Annotated in this window: 18 protein-coding genes and 1 tRNA gene; 9 read left to right on the plus strand and 10 right to left on the minus strand. The window is 34.7% G+C overall.

The window, feature by feature from the left end:
- Positions 1-226 precede the first annotated feature (226 nt).
- The 5 genes from BZG02_RS00660 to BZG02_RS00680 form a co-directional block, all read right to left on the minus strand.
- Positions 227-1,483 carry a hypothetical protein gene (locus tag BZG02_RS00660; RefSeq protein ID WP_101259483.1) on the minus strand — a complete coding sequence of 419 codons (1,257 nt, stop codon included), beginning with the start codon at positions 1,481-1,483 and terminating at the stop codon, positions 227-229.
- Positions 1,484-1,954: 471 nt separating this feature from the next.
- Positions 1,955-4,393, minus strand: a complete 2,439-nt coding sequence (locus tag BZG02_RS00665; protein WP_101259484.1) for an ABC transporter permease — start codon at positions 4,391-4,393, stop codon at positions 1,955-1,957.
- 81 nt (positions 4,394-4,474) lie between these two features.
- The gene (locus tag BZG02_RS00670; protein ID WP_101259485.1) at positions 4,475-5,158 is read right to left on the minus strand and encodes an ABC transporter ATP-binding protein; all 684 of its coding nucleotides are present in this window, start codon (positions 5,156-5,158) and stop codon (positions 4,475-4,477) included.
- A 24-nt stretch (positions 5,159-5,182) separates the two neighbouring features.
- A complete protein-coding gene (locus BZG02_RS00675; RefSeq protein WP_101259486.1) occupies positions 5,183-7,531 on the minus strand; it encodes an ABC transporter permease in 2,349 nt (782 codons plus the stop codon).
- Positions 7,532-7,535: 4 nt separating this feature from the next.
- Positions 7,536-8,786 (minus strand): efflux RND transporter periplasmic adaptor subunit, encoded by a 1,251-nt coding sequence (locus BZG02_RS00680; RefSeq protein ID WP_101259487.1) that lies wholly within the window; start codon positions 8,784-8,786, stop codon positions 7,536-7,538.
- A gap of 249 nt (positions 8,787-9,035) precedes the next feature.
- Between BZG02_RS00680 and BZG02_RS00685 the strand changes: the two genes are divergently transcribed.
- The 3 genes from BZG02_RS00685 to BZG02_RS00695 all read left to right on the plus strand — a co-directional run bounded on the left by BZG02_RS00685 (position 9,036) and on the right by BZG02_RS00695 (position 12,109).
- Complete coding sequence (locus tag BZG02_RS00685; protein ID WP_101259488.1) at positions 9,036-10,415, plus strand: sigma-54-dependent transcriptional regulator; 1,380 nt, start codon at positions 9,036-9,038, stop codon at positions 10,413-10,415.
- A gap of 34 nt (positions 10,416-10,449) precedes the next feature.
- Positions 10,450-11,763, plus strand: a complete 1,314-nt coding sequence (locus tag BZG02_RS00690) for a sensor histidine kinase (protein WP_245868040.1) — start codon at positions 10,450-10,452, stop codon at positions 11,761-11,763.
- Between the two features lie 97 nt (positions 11,764-11,860).
- Entirely contained in the window at positions 11,861-12,109 is a 249-nt protein-coding gene (locus BZG02_RS00695; protein ID WP_101259490.1) for a DNA-binding protein, read from the plus strand.
- An 83-nt stretch (positions 12,110-12,192) separates the two neighbouring features.
- Here the strand turns inward: BZG02_RS00695 and BZG02_RS00700 are convergent, their stop codons facing one another.
- From BZG02_RS00700 to BZG02_RS00710, 3 genes are all read right to left on the minus strand, one after another.
- Positions 12,193-12,849, minus strand: coding sequence for a redox-sensing transcriptional repressor Rex (locus tag BZG02_RS00700; RefSeq protein ID WP_101259491.1), 657 nt, complete (start codon positions 12,847-12,849; stop codon positions 12,193-12,195).
- A gap of 153 nt (positions 12,850-13,002) precedes the next feature.
- A tRNA-Val gene (locus tag BZG02_RS00705) sits at positions 13,003-13,077 on the minus strand.
- A gap of 59 nt (positions 13,078-13,136) precedes the next feature.
- A complete protein-coding gene (locus BZG02_RS00710) occupies positions 13,137-14,396 on the minus strand; it encodes a bifunctional folylpolyglutamate synthase/dihydrofolate synthase (protein ID WP_245868041.1) in 1,260 nt (419 codons plus the stop codon).
- Between the two features lie 295 nt (positions 14,397-14,691).
- On the opposite strand from BZG02_RS00710, the gene BZG02_RS00715 reads away from it, so the two are divergent.
- The 6 genes from BZG02_RS00715 (at position 14,692) to BZG02_RS00740 (ending at position 21,342) form a co-directional block, all read left to right on the plus strand.
- Positions 14,692-16,023 (plus strand): PhoH family protein, encoded by a 1,332-nt coding sequence (locus BZG02_RS00715; RefSeq protein ID WP_101259493.1) that lies wholly within the window; start codon positions 14,692-14,694, stop codon positions 16,021-16,023.
- Between the two features lie 131 nt (positions 16,024-16,154).
- Positions 16,155-17,060, plus strand: a complete 906-nt coding sequence (locus tag BZG02_RS00720; RefSeq protein ID WP_218972110.1) for a Ppx/GppA phosphatase family protein — start codon at positions 16,155-16,157, stop codon at positions 17,058-17,060.
- 144 nt (positions 17,061-17,204) lie between these two features.
- On the plus strand, positions 17,205-18,539 hold the full coding sequence (mtaB, locus tag BZG02_RS00725; RefSeq protein ID WP_101259494.1) for a tRNA (N(6)-L-threonylcarbamoyladenosine(37)-C(2))-methylthiotransferase MtaB: 1,335 nt from the start codon (positions 17,205-17,207) through the stop codon (positions 18,537-18,539).
- Between the two features lie 12 nt (positions 18,540-18,551).
- The gene (locus tag BZG02_RS00730) at positions 18,552-19,352 is read left to right on the plus strand and encodes an inositol monophosphatase family protein (protein WP_101259495.1); all 801 of its coding nucleotides are present in this window, start codon (positions 18,552-18,554) and stop codon (positions 19,350-19,352) included.
- Between the two features lie 52 nt (positions 19,353-19,404).
- The gene (locus BZG02_RS00735; protein WP_101259496.1) at positions 19,405-20,280 is read left to right on the plus strand and encodes a lysophospholipid acyltransferase family protein; all 876 of its coding nucleotides are present in this window, start codon (positions 19,405-19,407) and stop codon (positions 20,278-20,280) included.
- A 39-nt stretch (positions 20,281-20,319) separates the two neighbouring features.
- Positions 20,320-21,342: a glycosyltransferase family 2 protein gene (locus BZG02_RS00740; protein ID WP_101259497.1), complete on the plus strand. Its 1,023-nt coding sequence runs from the start codon at positions 20,320-20,322 to the stop codon at positions 21,340-21,342.
- A gap of 18 nt (positions 21,343-21,360) precedes the next feature.
- Here the strand turns inward: BZG02_RS00740 and sugE are convergent, their stop codons facing one another.
- Both sugE and BZG02_RS00750 read right to left on the minus strand, forming a co-directional pair.
- Positions 21,361-21,687, minus strand: a complete 327-nt coding sequence (gene sugE, locus BZG02_RS00745) for a quaternary ammonium compound efflux SMR transporter SugE (protein WP_281253614.1) — start codon at positions 21,685-21,687, stop codon at positions 21,361-21,363.
- Between the two features lie 2 nt (positions 21,688-21,689).
- A complete protein-coding gene (locus tag BZG02_RS00750) occupies positions 21,690-22,979 on the minus strand; it encodes a UDP-N-acetylmuramoyl-tripeptide--D-alanyl-D-alanine ligase (protein WP_101259498.1) in 1,290 nt (429 codons plus the stop codon).

Raw genomic sequence — 22,979 nt, forward strand, 5'->3', positions numbered from 1 at the left:
CGAGAGAAAAATAAATAAGTTTCAAATTTGGCGAAAAATTTCAACATATTATTTATTAGTCCATAATATTTTATTCCTTTGAAGTCTTATTTTAACACATTACCTACGTGATAGTTTCATTTAAAATATCTTAAACCTTGATAAGCATAAACATAACAATTAAATAAAAAAAAATCCCATTATTGAAAAAATCATAATGGGATTAGGTATATAAATGTGGTATTATTCACATAAAATCGATACGTTCGATATCTTCCCACCTAAAATTTTGATACTTATCTTCCTTTTCAAAAACAATTACTCCTGCATTTTTATTAGAAACATCGGATTGATCGCCAAGATATAGTTTCATTCCATTTTTGAGTTCAACAAGACAATAATTGTATGCCATTGGTTGAATACTTCCAATATTTCTGAAAGGAATAGAAAATTCCAATTTATCATTTAATCCATTTAAAATCTCAGAATCCATTGCCTCATCTAAATCATAAACAATAATTCCTTTAAATATTTTACCATCCTTTGTAACTAATGTACCGAACAAACGCTCCGATACCCTAAATTCTGAAAAGCAATCTGCAACATTTTTGGTAAGAGGTAGTAGCTGCAAAGAAAGAAAATGACTCCAGGAAAAATCTACTCGGCCAACCTTTGGAATACTAACTATTATTCCTCGATTGTATTTATTTACATCATTCTCTCCTGTTAATTCGAATTGTCGATTGGAGTGCAAAGTAATTCGACTTCCATTCTCTGTTTTTTCAATGGCTTTAATTTTATCAAAAGTAATGGATAAGTCACCGTCGCGACCTCGACCATCCAATTTATCTCCTGCCAAACGCTCATCATGATCCCATTGAATAAAACCTGTAAACTCTCCTTTTGTGGTGGTAATTTTGCCATAAACAGGCTCCCCAAAATTCTCAACATTACTAAGTATAGGTGCTTCAAAATTCACAATATCAATACGATCCCAATCTATTTTTAACAATCCCAATTCCTGATCAATAACCCAAACTTTGGTTCCTACATCATTTGAACCTCCACGTAAATTAATAAACTTTCCATCTTTAAGCTCTAAACTTACCGATTCACTTCCAGTAACAGATATTGATTTTATATCGCCAAAGCGACATTGAAATTTCCGATCGTAAACGCTAGTTAAATTTCTTCTTTCATCGTCGAAAGCAAACTCAAAACGATCCCAACCTCTCTTTTTCATATATTTCTCCTGATCTTTATCAATCTGAGACTTAGGAAGGTATTTTAGGTAAGGATTCTCCTCTTTTTCTGCATTAAATAAATCTGTTAAAAAAACCTCTTCATCGCCCCAACGAATGGCACCTTTATACACATCACCATCGATTGTAGTGACACTGCCATATAAATAGCATGGGTAAGATTGAGCCGAAACAGAAAATGTTCCCAAAAATGATTGAGTTATGAGAAAAAGGAAAAATATATTTTTTGCTAAATAATTCATACTTCCCGATTTTAATTTATTTGTGCTTTCCGTTCTTAAGACGAACACTTACAGCAAAAGTTACACGGCAAGTAAATAAAATATTTGGGTGTTTTTTTTAGGTTCGTAGATTGTTTGGGAACAAATGATTAAAAAATTTAGTCGCTCCAAAAAGTTTAAAATCTTCCCATTCATATACAGAGAGATAACTCACTTTAATACCAAATCAACATCAAAAAACATCTTATAAAATGTTTCTTTTCCGCTGTATCTTTGTTAAAAAAGATGCAAGCTAACTTGGCTACCTCTTACTTTTTTGTCTTGATACAGCAGAAAATTATTCCATTTTATTTGAAGATACTTTTGAAATTAAATTGGTATAAGTTGACTTATTCATTTAAGTGTTATCGTTCAAGGAATTTAGTTTTAATTTTAATATGCATTTGGTTTAAAATATTAGGCACCACTTTTCAACAATCGCACTTTTAAGTTTTATTCGTATTTAATTGCTTTAATAGGATCGGATGTTGCTGCTCGGTACGATTGCCATGCAACGGTAAATAGTCCTATTACTAAGGAAACAATTATAGTAACAATAAACACCCAAATACCTATGGAAATATGGTAGGGAAAATCGCTCAACCATATATTTAAAGCCCAATAGGATATTGGAATAGCCAAAATATTAGCAATTATAATCAGACGAATAAACTCCCCTGTTAGTAAATACACCAATTTACCTACCGACGCGCCTAATACTTTTCTCACTCCCAACTCTTTGGTTCGTTGCTCTGCCATAAATGAGGACAAACCAAACAATCCCATAGAGGCAATTAATATACTGATTAAAGAAAAGATGGAAAATATCCATGTTAACCTTTCTTCGTCCTGGTAATTTTCTCTCATCCGATCTTCTAAAAAGAAATAATCGAATGACATATTGGGACAGAATTGATTCCAAACTTTCTCGATATAGGATAAGGTCTCCTTTCTATTTTCGGAATTTATTTTCACGTGCAAAACCCTTCTGTGGTTTGGATTTTCGGAGAGGATGAGGTTCATTGGCTCAATTAAATCTTTAAGCGGCTGATAGTTAAAATCGCGCATCACTCCTATTACTTCGCCCAACTGAACCTCTCCACCTTCATCTACTCCATCCACATCTACTCCCAACTGAAGCTTTTTCCCTAAGGCATTTTCGCCCCAATTAAATTTAATTACGGCTGCCTGATTAACGATAAAGGCATTAACGGTATCTGAAGCTATTTGCTGACTAAAACTTCTTCCTTCCAGGATATCCATTTCCATTAAATCAATATAATCGAAATCAATTACATTAAAATTTAATGCATACTCCTCCATCCCTTCCTTACTCTCGAACAAATGAACCGATTTTGAACCATCAAAACCAATCAACGAACTAGAAGTGGCTACCGCCTTAATATTTGGATTTTTCTTTAGCTCTATTTTGAATGCATCAATTTTGGTCCGTAACACCGAATCGCGCATCACTGCAACCACAACATTACTTTTATCGAACCCCACATCCATATTATTCATATATAGAAACTGAGAAGCAACAATTATAGTTCCGCTAATCATTATTGCCGATACCGTAAATTGGGAGATAACAAGCAATTTTCGTAAAAATCCATTAGAGTTAGCGTTCCCTTTTATTCCTTTTAAAATACTAATTGGCTGAATTGAAGACAAATAAAGGGCAGGATAACTTCCCGAAAAAATACCCAAGATTACTGCCAGAATAATATTAAAGAGAATCACCTCCGGAGTACCCACAACACTCAATACCAAATCTTTTCCCACCAACTGATTAAACACTGGCAACAGTAGCTCCACACATATTAAAGCTATTATCAGCGCGAATACAGTTAAGGAGATACTCTCCATCATAAACTGACGAATGATATTTTCTCTTTGCGCTCCTACCACTTTACGGATACCAACTTCTTTGGCACGTTTCGACGATCGTGCGGTTGCCATATTCATATAGTTTATACTGGCTATCAATAAAATAAAAATAGCAATCGCGCTAAGAATGTAGATATATTTTATATTCCCAGTTGGAGCGTCCCATTGCAATTGCGAGCGCAAATGAATATCACCAAGATGCTGAATAATAAGCTTGTAGGAAACGCCCAATTGATCACCAAGTTTCCTCATGTATTTCTCATAGTAAGCTGGAAACTTTTCAAGAATGGCCTCATTCTCTGTATTTTCTTTCAACAACAAAAAAGTATAACTACTGAAAGACCAAAATGAAACAGGTTGTAAACTATTAAATTCTTCGGCACCACGAATATTCTCCAAGCTTTTCATAGAATAAAAAGCGTTGAATTTGAAATGGCTATTCAACGGGAGATCTTTCATCACTCCACTAACGGTGTAAGGTACATTTTCGCCAACCAGCAGTACCTTGCCCATTGGATCCTCATCATTAAAATATTTTTTTGCCAGTGTTTCATTCAATACTATTGAATAAGCTTGCGTAAGCGCCTTTTCAGGATTTCCTTTTAACAACGGAAAGCTAAAAACCTTAAAAACAGATGAATCAACATAGGAAATTCGTTCTTCGTAAAACTCTTTTTCGCCATACTTAAATTGTTGTTTGCCCGAAGCATGAAAACGTACAAACTGTTCTACCTCAGGAAATTCCTCAGCAAAAGTTGGCCCAAAAGGCAAGGGAGAGGTAGCAATACGATCTCTATTTCCGCCCAAGGTAAAATCCGATCCTAATCGAATAATCCGTTCGTGATTTACATTGTATTTATCGTAGGACAATTCATCCTGTACAAATAGCAGAATCAGAATGGTACACATTAAGCCTACCGACAAACCAACAACATTTATACTTGTATAAAATTTGTTTCTGGAAAAATTTCGAAAAAGGTTAATGAAGAAATTCTTAAACATACCTGTTCAATTAATTAGTACGAAGCTCAATCTTAAATCAAGAGAAGAAAAAACCACATGTCGAAAATACAACATTCTCTTTTAAAGTTTCTGCCTCATATTTTCAGTTACCACATGACCATCGAAAAGTTGAATAATACGATGACTTCTATCGGCATCTGAAGGAGAGTGAGTTACCATTACAATTGTGGTTCCCTCCTCATTCAATTGTGTTAACAAATTCATCACCTCTTCGCCATTGGCTGAATCTAAATTACCGGTTGGCTCATCTGCTAAAATTAATTTTGGATTAGAAATTACAGCTCTTGCTATGGCAACCCTTTGTTGTTGTCCTCCAGATAATTGCTGAGGAAAATGCTTTGCTCTATGAGCAATATTCATTCGTTCCAATGCTTCATTCACCCTTCTTTTTCGTTCGGCTCCAGATACTTTCAAATACAACAATGGTAGCTCTACGTTCTCAAAAACAGTTAACTCATCAATTAAATTAAAACTCTGAAAAACAAAACCAATATTTTCTTTTCTTAAATTTGTTCTTTGTCGCTCGGTATATTTCTCTACCCGAAACCCATTAAAATGCAGCTCTCCTTCACTTGGATTATCAAGCAATCCAATGATATTGAGCAAGGTTGACTTCCCACATCCCGATGGTCCCATTATAGCAACAAATTCTCCCGTATTAATTTCCAGATTCACATTATTTAATGCCGTAGTTTCCACTTCATCGGTTCTGAAAATTTTAATTAAATTTTTCGTATTAATCATAGCTACTTCAATTTAAACAAACACCTATTCGTATTTTAGCACATGTGCCGGAGTTTTTAACGCTAATCTCCATATTTGCTGATAAACGGTAACAAAGGTTATCAATAAAGATACAAACCCAGCTAAAATAAAAATTCCTATTCCAATATCTATTCGATATGCAAAACCTTTTAGCCACCACTCCATCACAAAATAAGAAAGAACCCAAGCAACAGCATTGGAAAATAACACCCATTTAAAAAACTCTTTCAATAACAATTGAAATACTGTATCCATACTAGCTCCAAACACCTTCCGAAGCGCCATTTCGCGAGATTTACGTTCGGTTACAAACGAAACCAAACCAAATAAACCTAAACATGAAATTACAAAAGCAATCAATGTGAACGAAACAAATATTTTACTCATTCTCGATTCAGCCGTATAAAAGTATTTAAAATCTTCCTCTAAAAACCGATAAGTAAAAGGAACATCGGGAACTGTAGTATCCCATACTGCTCTAATTTTATTTAGGGTAGGTTCCACATCTTCTCCAATTCGAATCCCAATATATTTAAATGTATCCGGATTTCGCATCATGATTAGTGGCTCCACTCCAACCTGCAGACTCCTAAAATTAAAATCTTTTACAATACCAATCACCTCTCCAGAATAATTCCAAATTCGCAACGGTTCTCCAATGGTATTCACCATATTCATCTTTTCGGCAGCCGATTCGTTAATAATAAATTTCAAACTATCCTCGCCCTGCAACCTGGAAAATCCTCGCCCTTGAATTACATCCATCTCAAAGGTTTCAATAAAATCGTAATCCACAAAAGACAATTGAAATAGAATATCTTCAGAATTTTCTGTTTTTCCAGGCCATCCCACATCCCAAGTTGAATTGGTAAAATTAACAGGCATTTGATTTGCTGCTGTTACCCAATAAATTCCAGGAATTTTAATGAGCTCCCTTTTTAGTTTCGGATAAATGACATTAAAATCATCCGACATCTCAATATATATCAAATCATTACGATTATAACCAACATCCGATTGCTGCAAAAAATTAAGCTGTTGATAAATAATACCTGAACAAACAAACAGTGCTATCGACATACTAAATTGAATAATCACTAACACTTTTCTTAGTAAGGCAGAATCTTTTCTTGAAACTCCACGAATAACTTGAATCGGTAAAAAAGAAGATAGAAATAAGGCCGGATAACTTCCTGATATAATTCCTGTTATAATCACAATACCCGAAACACTAAGTAAAAACTTTATGTTATTAATTCCCAAAGCTAAATTACGATCGGTAAGTTCACTAAAAACAGGCAATAATAATTCTACCAACACAATAGCGATTCCCAAGGATATTAAGGCGAAAAAAATCGATTCTCCAAGAAACAATCCTACCAATCCATTTCGTTGAGCTCCTACTACTTTTCGAATAGCAACCTCTTTTGCTCGTCGCTCGGATCTGGCTGTTGCCAAATTCATATAATTAAAACACGCAATTAACAGAATTAACACTGCTATTATTAAAAACACTCTTACATACCAAATGGGACCAGCTTTATTTGCATTAATAGCATACAAATGATACTCCACAAAAGCCTGAAGAGCTAATTCCACATTCGAATTCGGAACCCTATCTTTAATATAAGTTTGTAGTTGCAACGCTAATTTATCCGAAGCCACTCCCTTTTCTACCTTTATAAAAGTATGGAACGTATTTGCCTGCCAATCATTTAAATCGTAGTCCCATAACTTCTCAAAAAATTGAAATGGAAGAATAAAATCGAAACTTACCGATGAATTTGCTGGCGGATTCTGAATTACCGAAACCACTTTACATCTAAACTTTGAATTTAATTCCACCATTCTTCCAATTGGATTCGATTCTCCAAACATTTTCTGGGCCAACTTTTCGGTAAGTACAATCGAATTTTCCTCTTGAAAAGGATGCTTCTTTTCCCCTTTTAGAATTGGGAAAGAAAAAATAGAAAAGAAATCATCATCAACAATTTTTCCACCATCTTCTACATAACTTTTATCTCCCACCGAAAGAACCAATTGTCCCAAGGTAGTAACTAATCTGGTAGCATATTTAATTTCCGGGAACGATTTTTTTATAGATTCTGCAAGCGGTGCCGGTGTTGAATAAACAGAAAAAACATCTCCATCGGCATAATTTTGGTTCTCATAAACACTATAAATATGATCGATTTCTTCATGAAATTTATCAAATCCTGTTTCATACTCTACCCAAATTAAAATAAGCAATGTGCAAGTAACACCCGTTGCCAATCCCATAATATTCATTAAAGAATAAGCTTTTTGCCGATACAAACTTCGTAAAACAGTATTCAATAATATCTTTAACATCCGTTTACTTTAATACCAATTTATTCACATCCCCGTAGGTTTCATAACTATTTGTAACTACTTTTTCTCCCGCTTGTAATCCCTCCAACACCTCATAATACATCGGGTTCTGATTCCCTAATTTAATTGCTCGTTTTGTTGCAAATGCTCCACTAGCATCCATCACAAAAATCCATTGTCCACCCGTACTCTGAAAAAATCCTCCTCTTGGAATCAAAACAGCCTCGCGAGGTTCGCCCAATTCAATTTTCGTTCTAAATGTCTGTCCCGTTCTTATTCCAGGAGGCAGATCACCAACAAATTTCATATCAATTTCGAACTGACCAGCTCTTACTTCTGGATAAACTTTATACACCATTAAATTATAATCCACACCGCTAAAACTAAATTTAGCATTCAATCCCTTACTTAATCGTACAATATAAAGCTCATCAACCATCGCATTTATTTTGTAATTATCCAGCACATTCACCTGTCCTAAACGTTGCCCTCTCGACTTCGACTCTCCTAACTCTACATTTAAGGATCCCAATTGACCATCAACAGGAGCTTTAACATTTAAATTTCGGAGCTTTGCCCGAACCAGTTCCAAATTATTTTCCATATTTTTTAAATTGGCTTCTAATCTCTGAATCTGAATGGAACGGGAAAGTGAATCGGTTCTTTGTCTTTCCAAAAGCAAATCCCTGGTTTTTTGAAAGTAGTTATAATTATCGCTCGACTCCTCAAACTCTTCCCGGGAAATCAAATCCTTTTCGAAGAAAATTTTGTTTCGTCGATAAGCTCTTTTACTCTTTGCTAAATCTAAATCGATATCCAATAAACTTCTCTTTATATTCAATCGATCCTGCTCCATACTCAATCGAGTATCTCTTAATCTATTTACTTGTTCGGTAAAACTCGCTTCCGAATTTAAAATTTGTAGGTTCAACTCCGAATTACTCAATCGAAGAATCACATCTCCCTTTTTCACCATACTTCCCTCTTCCAGCAACACCTCCTCTACACGTCCTCCTTCAATGGCATCCAAATAAACAGTTGTAATTGGATTCACGGTTCCTGTTCTTGCAATGTATTCCTGAAAATAATCGGATTTCACATCGGCGATAATAATTTTCTCTCTATCTACCTTCAACTGGGATCCTGATTCTCCTAAAAATGCAGTGTACAACACAACAACACCCAATATGGCTCCTGCTAAAAACCAATTCTTCTTTATGAGATACCATGATTTTTTTTCAATAATTCTATCCATATACCATTCGCCTTTTTTAATCCTTTTTCAAACACAAGAACAACATTACCACTTTCATGCCAAAATACTTTTAACATTGATTAACAACTTTTTAAAAAAGTCAAACTTACTGATTTTCATACAACTGTGAACGAAAACAATACAAAGACTGTACGCATACGAACATTTTTCTTTTAATTTCAATTTTTTAATGATAACTTGAATTTTGAAATAAGCATAAAAGCCCGAAACATCAAATTAATTTATATTATGGCTGATCAAAAAACCGGAAAAATACTAGCAATTGATGATAATGAAGACATATTGTTTTCATTAAAACTGCTTCTTAAACAACATGTAGAATTAATTCACACAGAATCGGATCCGGAAATGATTCCAAAACTCATGAAACAGGATCAGTACGATGTCGTGCTTCTTGACATGAATTTTACAAAAGATGCTATCAGCGGTCAGGAAGGATATCATTGGCTAAATAAAATATTAGAAATTGATTCCCAAGCTGTTGTCTTATTCATTACAGCATATGGTGATATCGAAAAATCTGTAAAAGCAATTAAAGCAGGTGCTACCGATTTTATATTAAAACCTTGGCAAAACGAAAAACTGCTTGCAACCATTTCATCTGCAATAAAACTACGCAGGTCGAAAAATGAAGTCAAAGAATTAAAAACAAAACAAAAAGAACTTAATGCAGTTCTTGATCAACCCTTTAACGACTTTATTGGCACGTCACCAGAAATGCAACAAGTATTCACCACAATCACGAAAGTGGCAATTACCGATGCCAATGTATTGATTCTTGGAGAAAATGGGACTGGCAAAGAACTAGTTGCCAGGGCATTACATCGAAATTCAGCTCGAAAAGATGAAGTGTTTATTAGTGTCGATCTTGGTTCTATTAATGAAAATTTATTTGAAAGCGAACTATTTGGACACGTAAAAGGGGCATTTACAGATGCACGTGCCGATCGTCCGGGCCGATTCGAAATAGCCTCTGGAAGCACTCTATTTCTAGATGAAATAGGAAACTTAAGTTTACCCATGCAAGCCAAACTATTAACCGTTTTAGAACGAAGAGAAGTAATTCGAGTGGGATCCAACAAACCAATCCCTATCGATATTCGCTTAATTTGTGCCACCAACATGCAACTAAAACAAATGGCATCCGAAGACAGATATCGTCAGGATCTTCTTTACCGAATCAATACGGTTGAAATAAATCTTCCGGCTTTAAGAGAACGCTACGAGGACATCCCTCTGCTCTCCAATCATTTTCTCGATATCTATTCTAAAAAATATAAAAAAAGCATTAATCCACTCTCTAAAGCATGCCTGAACAAGCTATACGATTACAGTTGGCCAGGAAATGTAAGAGAACTTCAACATTTAATGGAGCGCGCTATAATTATGGCAGACGACAGAAATCTTGATCCATCGGATTTTCAGGTAAGCATTGAACGAAATGGACAGGATGATGTTGAATTCGACTCCTATAACTTAGAAGAGGTTGAAAAGAATATCATACAAAAAGTATTGAAAACAAATAAGGGTAATATATCTAAAGCCGCCGGAGAATTAGGGCTTACGCGAACATCTCTTTATCGAAGACTAGAAAAATATGGTTTATAAAAGCTTTCGAATTAATTTTATAATAAGAATTATCGTGCTCTCAGCCACGATATTCTTACTATTTTACTTGCTTGCAAAAAAAAGTCTTTACTTTACTGCAAGTCTCACTTTCCTTGCAATTGTTTATCAAATTTATGAAATTATTAAATACGTTGAAAAAACCAATCGCCTACTTAAAAATTTCCTTGAATCGATTCGATATTCTGATTTTACGCGAAATTTTCAGGTGCAAGGTTTGGGAAGTTCCTTTGATAAATTACAGGAATCTTTTAATGCCGTAATAACTGATTTTCAGAAAATACGAGCCGAAAAAGAAGAACACTATTTCTATCTACAAACTGTAATTCAACACATTGGAATTAGTTTAATTGCATTTCACCGCGATGGAAAAGTTGAAATGATTAACAATGCTTCCAAAAAACTTTTTCAGGTAAGCAGCCTAAAACAAATACAAGACCTAAGTCGTTTCAGCGAGGAGCTTGTAACTTGCTTATTAAGTCTTAAACATGGAGAAAATACTCTGGTTAAAGTAATTGATAACGAAGATATTCTAAAACTCGCCATTTACGCCACCGAGTTTAAAATTAATAACCGGCAGGTTATCCTCGTTTCTATAAAAAATATCCAATACGAACTGGAAGAACAGGAAATTGAATCGTGGCAAAAACTTATTCGTGTGCTTACGCATGAAATTATGAATTCAATCACACCAATCTCCTCTTTATCGACAACTTTAACTACAATTCTTGACAACTTTGGGGAGAACAACACCAATAAATTTCAAGATGAAGATTTGGAGACTCTAAACGAGGTAAAGCTAGCACTTGAAACAATTCACAAACGAAGCTCGGGACTTCTTCATTTTGTTGACACCTATCGAAACCTAACCAAAATACCAAAACCAAATTTTGGCATTTTCCAGGTACAAAAACTCTTCAACAACATTCATCGTTTAATGGAGGAGGAAATAAAAAGAAAAGGAATTAGGTGTGAAATTAGTATCAATCCAGAAAGTCTCGAACTTTTTGCCGACGAACAGCTTTTGGAACAAGTTCTAATCAATTTAATTAAAAACTCTATACACGCATTGGAACACACAGAGCATCCAGAAATTGAACTAAAAGCATTTATGAATAAAAGAGGTCGCATCTCTATTCAAATTAGCGATAATGGCCAAGGAATTATAAAAGAGGTGCTTGATAAAGTATTTATTCCTTTTTTCACAACCAAGCCAAAAGGTTCGGGAATTGGACTTAGCCTTTCGAAACAGATATTACGATTGCACGGAGGAACCATTACAGCACAGTCAATTCCAAACGAAAAAACCAGTTTCACACTTACATTTTAACATGATTTAACACGCTAATAATTTTAAATTAACAATTTCTTTCGCTAAATTTAGAAGGCAAATCAGTTTCTAAACTTTAATTAAAACTTAAAAGCATATGACTAAAACAATCACATTCAATGAGTTAAGAGAGATTAAAGATCGATTGCCAGAGGGAAGCATGCGAAGGATTGCAAAAGATTTACAATTAGAAGTAGAAACCGTCAGAAATTATTTTGGGGGAACAAATTTTGATCGAGGTGAGATTACTGGGATTCATGTAGAACAAGGTCCCGATGGAGGTGTTGTAGAACTAGATGATACAACTATTTTAGAACATGCCATTAATCTTTTAGAAAAGCCTTAATTAAATTAACACATTAATAAATAAAAAACAGGGCTATTGAAATAATTCAACAGCCCTGTTTTTTATCCATTAAATACAATCACTTAACGAGTCTCTTTTCTATCATTATGCAATTTATTAAAAATAATTGCCAGATTAGAATATAGGGTTGTATTTTGAACAATAATATCATCGGGCACTTTTATTCGTGCAGGAGTGAAATTCCATATGGCTTTAATTCCCCATGCCACCATCAAATCAGCAACAGTCTGTGCATTTTCTGCGGGCACGGTAATAATCCCCATTATCACATTCATTTCTTGCGACAAATCACGAAATTGATCGATATGAAAAACTTCAATATCATTAATTTTTTTCCCAATAGTAGAAGAATTAACATCAAAGGCAGCAACGATATTTAAACCAAAATGCGATAAACCACTATCGTGTAATAATGCAGAACCCAAAGATCCGGCTCCCACAAGAAAAGCATTATCCATCACCGTAAATCCAAGGAATTCCGATAGAACTTCTACTAATGCTTTTACTTCGTAACCTACTCTTGTTTTTCCAACGATAGCTGTATAGGATAAATCTTTTGTGACCTGTGTAGGGTCTATATTCATATAGTTTGCAATCTGAGTAGACGATACAAACTGTTGCCCCTTTCTTAATAAGCCTTCAGCAAATGCCAAATACGACGGCATACGCCTGATAGTTGGCTCAGGAACCACCTGAATTTTCTTTGAACTTTGAACCATAATTTTTTACTTACACCTTAAATGAAAACAAAAATAACCAAGTTTTCATTAAAGAAAAATTCCTTTAATGATTATTTTGTTATACAAATCTAATTTTTAAATAAATGGCGCTGGGGACACTGCAAAGAATAGTATAATAATTCTTTATAAATGTGGGCGATATAGGATTCGAACCTATGACCCCTTGGGTGTAAACCAAGTGCTCTGAACCAACTGAGCTAATCGCCCTTAAAGCTTGCAAAGCTAAACAGAAAAAATAAGCACAGCAATAAAAATCGCAGTTTTGTTTATACAACTTCTGCAACAACAAAAGTACTTCCACCTACAAAAATCAAATCGTTATCCTGCGCATTTTTCTTTGCGGCCTCTAATGCTATTTTTATAGATAAGTACGTATTTCCAATTAATCCGCATGCTTTCGCCTTATTTGCAAGAATATTTTGATCTAATGCCCTAGGAATATTGGCACGACTAAAATAGTAACTTGCATTCTTCGGCAATAATTCAAGTATTTCGTTAATATCTTTATCATCTACCACTCCAAAAACAACATGCAATTTTCCGTAATCCAACGATTCCATTTGCTCTATTATTTCTTTAATACCCGCAACATTGTGTCCAGTATCACACACCACTTTTGGTGCTCTACCTATTGTCTGCCAGCGTCCTAGCAAACCTGTTCTTTTTACCACCTCTGAAACTCCCTGTTGAATGGAACGATCAGAAATTGCCCAGCCCCTACTTTTTAATTGATCGCATACGCAAAGAGCTGTTCTAATATTTTTAATTTGATAACATCCCACTAAATCACAGGACAAATTAACAATTGAATTATTTGCTGCAGACTGATAAACTAAATTTCTTTTGCCATTTATTAATTCTGATGATTGAAACTTATACTGATCCTCAGAAAATAGTAGATCGGAACCTTTAGCAGCTGCAAATTTCAAGAAAACATCCATCACCTCTTCCTGTTTCTCGCCAATTACTACAGGAATGCCTTTTTTTATAATCCCAGCTTTTTCCCCAGCAATTTGTACCAATTCGGTTCCCAACAAATTAGTATGATCTTTACTAATATTTGTAATCACAGAAAGTTCCGGACTAATAATATTCGTAGAATCCAACCTTCCACCTAAACCAACTTCTATTACCGCTATATCCACCTCTTGCTTTGCAAAAAAATCAAAAGCCATCGCTACTGTCATCTCGAAAAAAGAGGGAGTTAACTCTTCAAATTTAGTTTGATATTTACGAATAAATTCAACCACATAGTCTTCCGAAACAAGTTCCCCATTCACCTTTATTCTCTCTCGAAAATCTCTTAAATGCGGAGAAGTATATAAACCCACTTTATATCCAGAAGCTTGCAAAACAGAAGCAAGAGTATGAGAAACAGAACCTTTCCCATTCGTTCCCGCAACATGAATTGTTTTAAATTTCTTATGAGGATGATTAAAATAGTCATCCAAAGCCAAAGTAGTATCTAAATTGGCTTTATATGCTGCTTGCCCAGTACGCTGAAACATAGGCAGTTTAGTAAACATATAATCTAAAGTCTCTTGGTAATTCATTTCTTACTCGCTACAATTTTGATGTTGGTACAAAGAAGAATAAAATTTCTTAAATTTTTTGTTAATAGGTTGAATTTCCTACAAAAATTACTAAATTAAAACTATTAATTACTACTGCTTTTTTGAATCACAAAATCTAATTAAATGAAATTACCCGATTCAAAATCACTTTTCATCAGCTAACATTTTAAACCGTAGCAATTTGTACTAACAGCAAATAGAACCGACACAAAAAGCGAGTCAAAATTCACCTCTAACACCATTTATTATGGCAAAACTCAAAAAGATTTTCGTTCTCGACACAAATGTTATTCTTCACGATTTTAATTCCATTTATAATTTTGAAGAAAATGATGTTGTAATTCCCATAACAGTTTTGGAAGAACTGGATAAATTTAAAAAAGGAAATGATCAGATTAACTTCCATGCACGAGAATTCAGTCGGGAATTAGACCGAATCTCTGGAGATTTACTTTTTTCTTCGGGAGTTCCTTTGGGTCTTAAGTTAGGCAAACTATCGGTGGAAACAGGAAAAGAATTTTCACCCGAAATGAAAAGATCCTTTCAGGAAAATATTCCGGACCATAGAATTTTAGCCATTGCCGAGTATCTACATAACCACAGCGACAATAAAAAGGTTATTTTGGTTTCCAAAGATATTAATCTAAGAATGAAAGCCAAGTCTTTAGGCGTTCCTGCCGAAGATTATAAGAACGATCAGGTGAAAGATCTCGACGATGTAATTAGCATGGGAATTACAACACTAGAGGATTTTGATGATGAAAAAATTAATTTCCTATACAAATCAAACGAAGGGATTCCTGAGGCTGATTTTGGATTTGAAAACCCAATCAAAGGTCATAAATATTTTATTTTAAAAAATAATTCCTCGAGTGCTCTTGCTCATTTCGATCCGGTTGAAAAAACAATATCCCGAGTTGAAAAACCTAATGCCTATGGAATTTATCCTCGAAATGCAGAACAAACATTTTCGTTCCATGCACTTATGGATCCAAAAATTTCCTTAGTTGCATTAACCGGACGAGCCGGAACTGGGAAAACATTAGTTGCCTTAGCTGCAGCTCTGCAACAAATCGATTTATACGATCAAATTTTCTTGGCCCGACCAATCGTCGCTTTGGCAAATAAAGATCTTGGATATTTACCAGGCGATGCTAAAGAAAAAATAGGCCCGTATATGCAACCTCTTTTCGACAACCTAAGCGTGATTAAACACAAATTTAATATCCACAGTAAAGAGAACCTTAAAATTGACGAATTATTAAAGGAGGAAAGGTTACAAATTACACCTTTAGCCTATATTCGGGGACGAAGCTTATCTAATACATTCTTTATTGTTGATGAGGCTCAAAACCTTACCCCTCATGAAATTAAAACTATAATTACACGAGCAGGAGAAGGAACTAAAATGATATTCACAGGAGATATTGAACAAATAGACTCTCCTTATCTGGATAAAAAATCGAACGGCTTAGCTTACTTATCAGATAGAATGCAAGAACAGGATGTTTTTGCACATGTAAATCTAATAAAAGGGGAACGAAGTCATCTTGCCGAATTGGCGAGTCACCTTCTGTAAATATATTTATTGCAATACTGAGAAATTTCTTTTAAATTAAATTCTGAAACCTGTACATTTGATCGCTTCTGGAAAATAGCCTCTTTTGTTACGGCTTGTTTTCTTTCGCTGAACATCTAAATATATTCTTTATGAAAATAATGAAATTTGCCGCCATTGATATCGGATCCAATGCCATCCGATTGCTGTTTATGAATGTGCTGGAAGAAGGTGGTAATGCTCACTTTAAAAAATCATCATTGGTGCGAGTTCCCATTCGTTTGGGAACCGACACCTTTATCGAAAAGTTTATCTCTACCGATAAAGCCGAAAAATTAATTAAAAGCATGAAGGCTTTTCGAAACCTTATGGATGTTCATGAGGTAGTGAACTATAGAGCCTGTGCAACTTCCGCAATGAGAGAAGCTGCAAATGGTGCCGAAATCATTCAACGAATCGAAAAAGAATCAGGCATCAAAATTGATGTGATAGGTGGAAAAGAGGAAGCAAGTATTATTTTTGACAATAAAATTGCTGATTCCCTAGATCCAACAAAAGACTATCTATACGTAGATGTTGGTGGTGGAAGCACCGAACTAACCCTTTTTTCAAAAGGAATTTGTAAATTTTCTGCATCCTTTAATGTGGGAACAATTAAAATTCTTAGAGATTGTGTGCCAAAAGATGAATTCGTTCGCATCAAAGAATGCTTACTGGATGTATGCCCTAGTTGCGAAAATATTGAACTGATTGGATCTGGTGGTAACATTAACAGATTGGTAAAACTCGCAACTCCAAAAAAAGAAAAATTCATTACTTATCAGGAATTTAAGAGTATTTTCTATGACCTTAAACAGTATAGTTACGAGGAGTTAATGATTAACTACGATATGAATCCCGACAGAGCGGATGTTATTATTCCAGCAGCAACAATTTTCCTAAGCATTATGGAATGGGCAAATGCGGAAATAATACACGTCCCTAAAATTGGTGTTACCGATGGTATTGTTCATCAACTGTATAAGGAATATAATTCGAACAACCTTCTAAGAGGCTAAAAAGCAATTCTTTTTTCCTAAATTTGCAACAAAATATTTTCTATAGTTTGAACTATTTCAAATCTAATTTGAAATAGTTCATTTATTTTAGCCTTAGGTTGTCTATCAGCATCTGGCTAATCATCAGCAAGAAGGGAAGAAATTATGTTGCAAGGTAAAAAAGTAGCATTCTATACATTAGGATGCAAGCTTAATTTTTCGGAAACATCGACCATTGGCCGTTCCTTTAAAGAAATGGGATTCGAAACAGTTAAGCATACAGAGAAAGCTGATATTTATGTTATCAACACTTGCTCTGTAACAGATCATGCCGACAAAAAGTGCCGACAAGCCATCAAAAAAGCAATTAAAACTAATGTTAATGCATTTATTGCAGTAATTGGGTGTTATGCACAACTTAAACCCGATGAAATTATTGCGATTCCAGGTGTTGACCTTGTTTTAGGAGCCAACGAGAAATTTAACATTCATAAATACATCGATCACCTTGAAAAGAAAGGTACTGGCGAACTACATCCTTGTGAAGTTGCTACGGTGAAAGATTTTCATTCCTCCTATTCGATGGGAGACAGAACTCGCTGTTTTCTAAAAGTTCAGGATGGTTGCGATTACTATTGCACCTATTGTACTATTCCATATGCCAGAGGAAATAGTCGAAATATGAGTATCAAGAAAACGGTTCAACAAGCCGAAGAAGTTGCAAAAAAAGGTGCAAAAGAGATTATTCTAACTGGTGTAAACATTGGCGATTTTGGAAAAAGCACCAACGAAACTTTTCTCGGTTTAATTAAGGAGCTTGAAAAAGTAAAAGGTATTAGTCGTTTCCGAATCTCCTCTATTGAACCCAATCTTTTAAACAATGAAATTATCGAGTTTGTAGCTCAATCAGAAAAATTTGTCAACCATTTTCACCTACCTCTTCAAGCCGGTTCTAATAAAGTTTTAAAACTGATGAAGAGAAGATACGATAGAGAATTATTTGCCCAACGTATCGAAAAAATTAAATCCTTACTTCCTGATGCCTTTATTGGTGTGGATGTAATTGCTGGAAGTCGTGGTGAAAGCGAACAAGATTTTGAAGATGCTTACTCATTCATTAAAGAATTGCCAATTAGTCAGTTACATGTGTTTCCCTACTCAGAAAGACAAGGTACCAAAGCCTTAGAAATTAAGGAGGTTGTTCCTATTCCTGAACGAAAAAGAAGAGCTAAAATGCTTCAAATTCTTTCGGAGAAAATGTTACAAGACTTTTATCAGGCAAACTTAGGAAAATCGGAAGAAGTTCTATTCGAATCTTATAACGATCATGGAAAAATGTACGGATTTACAAAAAATTACATAAAAGTCGAAATTCCATACAATCAAAACCTAAGTAACGAACTAACATTTGTTAACTTGCACGAAGTAAATTCAAATGGTAATGTTTCTGGTTCTGTTATTGACGAATTACGATTCAACCTTAAACCAATTTTGCAATAAAAGTAGAATAGCATGATCGATCTTAAAGAACTTTGTTTTAAAACGAATGACATTGCCCGAAAAGTTGGTTTATTCATAAAAGAGCAACAAAGTAAAATTAAATCGGATAGTATTGAAGTGAAAGGAATGCACGATTTTGTAACCTATGTTGATAAAACAGCAGAAGAAAAAATTATTGCAGAATTGAAGCTTATTCTTTCCGATGCTGGTTTTATTGCCGAAGAAGGAACGGAAACGCATCGAGCAGAGCACTACAATTGGATTATTGACCCATTAGATGGAACAACCAACTACATTCATGGTTTATCTCCTTTTGCAGTTAGCATCGCCTTACAAGAATACAACGAAATTGTGCTGGGCGTGGTGTATGAAATTAGCCTCGATGAGTGTTTTTATTCCTGGAAAGGAGCAAATGGAGCCTATTTAAATGGACAAACGATTTCTGTTTCGACAGCCAATTCGATCGACTCCAGCCTAATTGCAACTGGTTTTCCATACTACGATTACAACCAATTAAAAACCTTTATGGCTTCTTTGGAATACTTCATTATTCATTCGCACGGAGTTCGTAGACCAGGTTCTGCTGCTACCGACTTGGCCTATGTTGCCTGTGGCAGATTCGAAGCATTTTACGAATATAGTCTTCATGCTTGGGATGTTGCAGCAGGATCGTTTTTAGTAGAGCAAGCAGGTGGTAAAGTCTGCGACTTTAAAAAAGGCAATGATTATATTTTTGGAAAGGAAATAATTGCCAGCAATGCATCCATTCACGACGAATTCAGAAATATTGTTAATAAATACATGATTAACTAAAGCTGTCGTTTTTTTTTATACTTTCAGCGATTATTAAAAATCCTTACTCTAAATGATAAAATTTCTGTCTTATATTATCTACGGATTGGTTCGGTTAATCAGTTATCTCCCCTTTCCAATTCTTTATATATTTTCTGATATTGTATTTTTCATTGTGTATTACATTCTTCGCTATCGAAGAAAGGTAGTTACCGAAAACCTCAATAATTCTTTTCCCGAAAAATCAGAAAAGGAAATTTGTAGTATTCGAAAAGAATTTTACAGTCATTTCTGCGACACATTTATAGAGACAATTAAAATGTGGTCCATTAGTGAAGAGGAAATGAAAAAACGTTGCAAATTCCTGAATCCAGAAATCTTTGATATTTACAAAGCCCAAAATAAAAATGTAATTACGGTATTAGGTCATTATGGAAATTGGGAATGGCTAACCTCTTTTGCTCTTTGGAAAGATGCCTATTATCTTCCAATTTACAAACCTCTTCACAATAAGGTTTTTGATCAAATGTTTCTTAAAATAAGAAGAAGGTTTGGAACTATACCTGTGGCAAAGAACGATACTTTGCGTACCATGATGAGATATCGTAACGAAAACAAACACACTGCAACTGCTTTTCTTGGCGACCAAACACCTAATAAAAACAGCATTAATTACTGGACTAAATTTCTAAATCAGGACACTGCTATTTTAATTGGCACCGAACGAATTGCGAAAAAACTAGACCAAGCAATTGTTTTTATTAAGATGAATAAAATAAAAAGAGGCTACTATGAAGTTGATTTCATTCCTCTTTTTGACAATCCAAAAGAAACTAAAGAATTCGAAATAAGCGAAAAACACACTCGTGTTCTTGAAGATATCATCAAAGAAAACCCAGCTTACTGGCTATGGTCACATCGACGTTGGAAACACAAAAAAGAAGATTAAATTTTAAAAATCACAAGAGTAACCTTCGTTAAGAACAATATGAATAGAATTGGAATTGTAATTCTTAACTGGAACGGAAGAAATTTGTTAGAGAAATTTCTTCCTTCAGTAGTAGCTCACTCGAATCGGGAATGGGCCGATGTAATTGTTGCCGATAATGCTTCCAGTGACGATTCTATTTCATTTTTAGAGAATCAATTTCCTACTATACAAATTATTAAACTTACTGAAAATTACGGCTTTGCCAATGGCTACAACAAAGCTCTTGAGCAACTTTCTCATCGCTATTTTGTACTTTTAAATTCGGATGTTGAGGTTACAGAGAACTGGCTGGATCCTATTTATGAAAAATTCGAGAAAGATTCTAGCATTGTCGCAGCTCAACCCAAAATTAAGGCTTATTACCAGCAAACTCAATTTGAATATGCCGGTGCCTCGGGAGGCTTCATTGATTATTTAGGCTATCCTTTTTGCAGGGGAAGAATACTCGATCAGATAGAAACTGATAACAACCAATACAACTCGGAATTGGATGTTTTTTGGGCTAGTGGTGCTGCTTTATTTATTCGCGCCTCTATTTACAAAGAAACTGGCGGATTGGATGGTGACTTTTTTGCGCACATGGAAGAAATTGATTTGTGCTGGCGAATTAAAAACCAAGGCCACCGGATAATTGTTGAGCCGAAATCAACAGTTTATCACGTTGGTGGAGCAACATTACCAAACCATAGCTCCAGAAAACTTTATTTAAATTTTCGCAACAATCTATTTATGTTGCATAAAAATTTACCTAAAAATAAATTGTGCACCATTCTGTTCCAAAGAATGATATTAGATGGTATTGCAGCTATAAAATTTCTTTTAAGTGGTGAATTTTCAAATTTCGCTGCTGTTTTCAAAGCTCATCTATCCTACTACGCTATGCTCTCTAAAATGAGGGAAAAACGCAAAAGACTAAGCCCTCTTGCGACTAAAATAAATCATCAGGAAATGTATAAAAACAGTATTGTTTTTGATTTTTACCTGAGAAAGAAGAAGCATTTTTCCGACATTTCCTTCTAAAAAAATATAATTTCTTAATTAGTTGGCCGCGGTAAATTTAAGACCAATTATCGACACCAAAAGCAACAATAAAAAGAATATTCTGGAAAAGTGAATTGGTTCGCTAAACAAAACCACTCCTAAAATAGCAGTCGTAAATGCTCCGATTCCTGTCCAAACAGCATAAGCAGTACCTAAAGGCAAGGTTTTTATTGCCAAAGCCAGAAAGTACAAACTTATTGCCATTGCAACAATCGTAATTACACTAGGCCAAAATTTGGTAAATCCTTCTGCATACTTTAATCCAATAGCCCAAACGGCTTCAAATAATCCGGCAATAATCAAATACATCCAAGCAATAGCCATAATTATAGTTTTTCTATTATTTGTTCTAAACGAATCCCTCTAGATCCTTTAATCAGAATGTACTGATCACGCAATTCTGTTTTATCCAGCTCCACAACTAAATCGGAAGCACTTTTAAATGTTTTGAACTTCTCCTCCACATTCACTTCCGAAAAAATATCCCCTACTAAAAATACCGACTTCAATTCACGCTCTTTTATCAGATTTAACAAATCCAAATGTTCCTTTTGGGCATCAGCTCCCAGCTCCAACATATCGCCTAAAATAAGCACCTTATTCTTACGAGACATGCCTGCAAAATTTTCAATAGCCGCTCTCATACTTGTTGGATTAGCATTATAAGCATCTAAGAATAAAATATTTTTTTCTGTTTGTTTTAATTGAGATCGATTGTTACTTGGTACGTATTGTTCCAAAGCTTCTTTAATTTCAATCTCATCAATCTTAAAATACCTACCAACAGTAACTGCCGCCAATGCATTTTCGAAATTATAAGCGCCAACCAACTTTGTTTTTATATACAGTTTGCCAACCACCGATCTAATTTCCAAAACCAAATATGGTTCCGCCTGCAAAAACTTTGCCTTCGAAAATGCATCTTCAGAATTTCCATAACTAATAAAATCCTGTCCACTCATCATTTCTGTAAGGTAATGATTATCAGAATGAACAAATACCTTTCCCCCATTAGTCAAAAGAAAGTCGTACAATTCTTTTTTTGTATTGATCACCCCTTCAAAGGATCCAAACCCCTCTAAATGAGCTTTCCCAACATTTGTAATCATGCCATAGTTTGGTTCTGCAATTTCGCATAATTGTCGAATTTCACCCGGATGATTAGCTCCCATTTCAACAATACCAAATTCGGTCTCTTCATTCATGGAAAGTAGGGTTAAAGGAACGCCAATATGATTATTAAAATTTCCAATCGTAGCAACGGTTTTAAACTTACGGCTCAAAACCTCATGAACCAATTCCTTTGTTGTTGTTTTTCCATTCGTACCAGTAATGGCAAGAATCGGGATATTTAATTGTCTTCGATGCTCTCTCGCCAAATGTTGCAATGTAGTTAAAACATCCGCCACCAAAATAAAACGAGAATCAACAGCATACTCTTTTTCGTCGACAATAGCATATTCACAGCCTTTTTCGATTGCTGCCTTCGCAAATTTATTTCCATTAAAATTTTCGCCTTTCAAAGCAAAAAAAATAGAATTTGAAACAACCTTTCTAGTATCGGTTACGATTATTGGATGCTCCTTAAAATGAAGGTAAATATTGGACAACTGCAT

This window comes from Labilibaculum filiforme, from assembly GCF_002843315.1.
Classification (GTDB): domain Bacteria; phylum Bacteroidota; class Bacteroidia; order Bacteroidales; family Marinifilaceae; genus Labilibaculum; species Labilibaculum filiforme.

What these genes read in the sequence shown, in the direction of transcription:
- BZG02_RS00715 (WP_101259493.1), top strand. Translation starts at nt 14,692, where the DNA reads ATGGCAAAACTCAAAAAGATTTTCGTTCTCGACACAAATGTTATTCTT.
- BZG02_RS00670 (WP_101259485.1), bottom strand. Translation starts at nt 5,158, where the DNA reads ATGATTAATACGAAAAATTTAATTAAAATTTTCAGAACCGATGAAGTG.
- BZG02_RS00665 (WP_101259484.1), bottom strand. Translation starts at nt 4,393, where the DNA reads ATGTTTAAGAATTTCTTCATTAACCTTTTTCGAAATTTTTCCAGAAAC.
- BZG02_RS00695 (WP_101259490.1), top strand. Translation starts at nt 11,861, where the DNA reads ATGACTAAAACAATCACATTCAATGAGTTAAGAGAGATTAAAGATCGA.
- BZG02_RS00720 (WP_218972110.1), top strand. Translation starts at nt 16,155, where the DNA reads ATGAAAATAATGAAATTTGCCGCCATTGATATCGGATCCAATGCCATC.
- BZG02_RS00700 (WP_101259491.1), bottom strand. Translation starts at nt 12,849, where the DNA reads ATGGTTCAAAGTTCAAAGAAAATTCAGGTGGTTCCTGAGCCAACTATC.
- mtaB (WP_101259494.1), top strand. Translation starts at nt 17,205, where the DNA reads ATGTTGCAAGGTAAAAAAGTAGCATTCTATACATTAGGATGCAAGCTT.
- BZG02_RS00735 (WP_101259496.1), top strand. Translation starts at nt 19,405, where the DNA reads ATGATAAAATTTCTGTCTTATATTATCTACGGATTGGTTCGGTTAATC.
- BZG02_RS00740 (WP_101259497.1), top strand. Translation starts at nt 20,320, where the DNA reads ATGAATAGAATTGGAATTGTAATTCTTAACTGGAACGGAAGAAATTTG.
- BZG02_RS00675 (WP_101259486.1), bottom strand. Translation starts at nt 7,531, where the DNA reads ATGTTAAAGATATTATTGAATACTGTTTTACGAAGTTTGTATCGGCAA.
- BZG02_RS00710 (WP_245868041.1), bottom strand. Translation starts at nt 14,396, where the DNA reads ATGTTTACTAAACTGCCTATGTTTCAGCGTACTGGGCAAGCAGCATAT.
- BZG02_RS00680 (WP_101259487.1), bottom strand. Translation starts at nt 8,786, where the DNA reads ATGGATAGAATTATTGAAAAAAAATCATGGTATCTCATAAAGAAGAAT.
- BZG02_RS00660 (WP_101259483.1), bottom strand. Translation starts at nt 1,483, where the DNA reads ATGAATTATTTAGCAAAAAATATATTTTTCCTTTTTCTCATAACTCAA.
- BZG02_RS00685 (WP_101259488.1), top strand. Translation starts at nt 9,036, where the DNA reads ATGGCTGATCAAAAAACCGGAAAAATACTAGCAATTGATGATAATGAA.
- BZG02_RS00750 (WP_101259498.1), bottom strand. Translation starts at nt 22,979, where the DNA reads ATGCAGTTGTCCAATATTTACCTTCATTTTAAGGAGCATCCAATAATC.
- BZG02_RS00730 (WP_101259495.1), top strand. Translation starts at nt 18,552, where the DNA reads ATGATCGATCTTAAAGAACTTTGTTTTAAAACGAATGACATTGCCCGA.
- sugE (WP_281253614.1), bottom strand. Translation starts at nt 21,687, where the DNA reads ATGGCTATTGCTTGGATGTATTTGATTATTGCCGGATTATTTGAAGCC.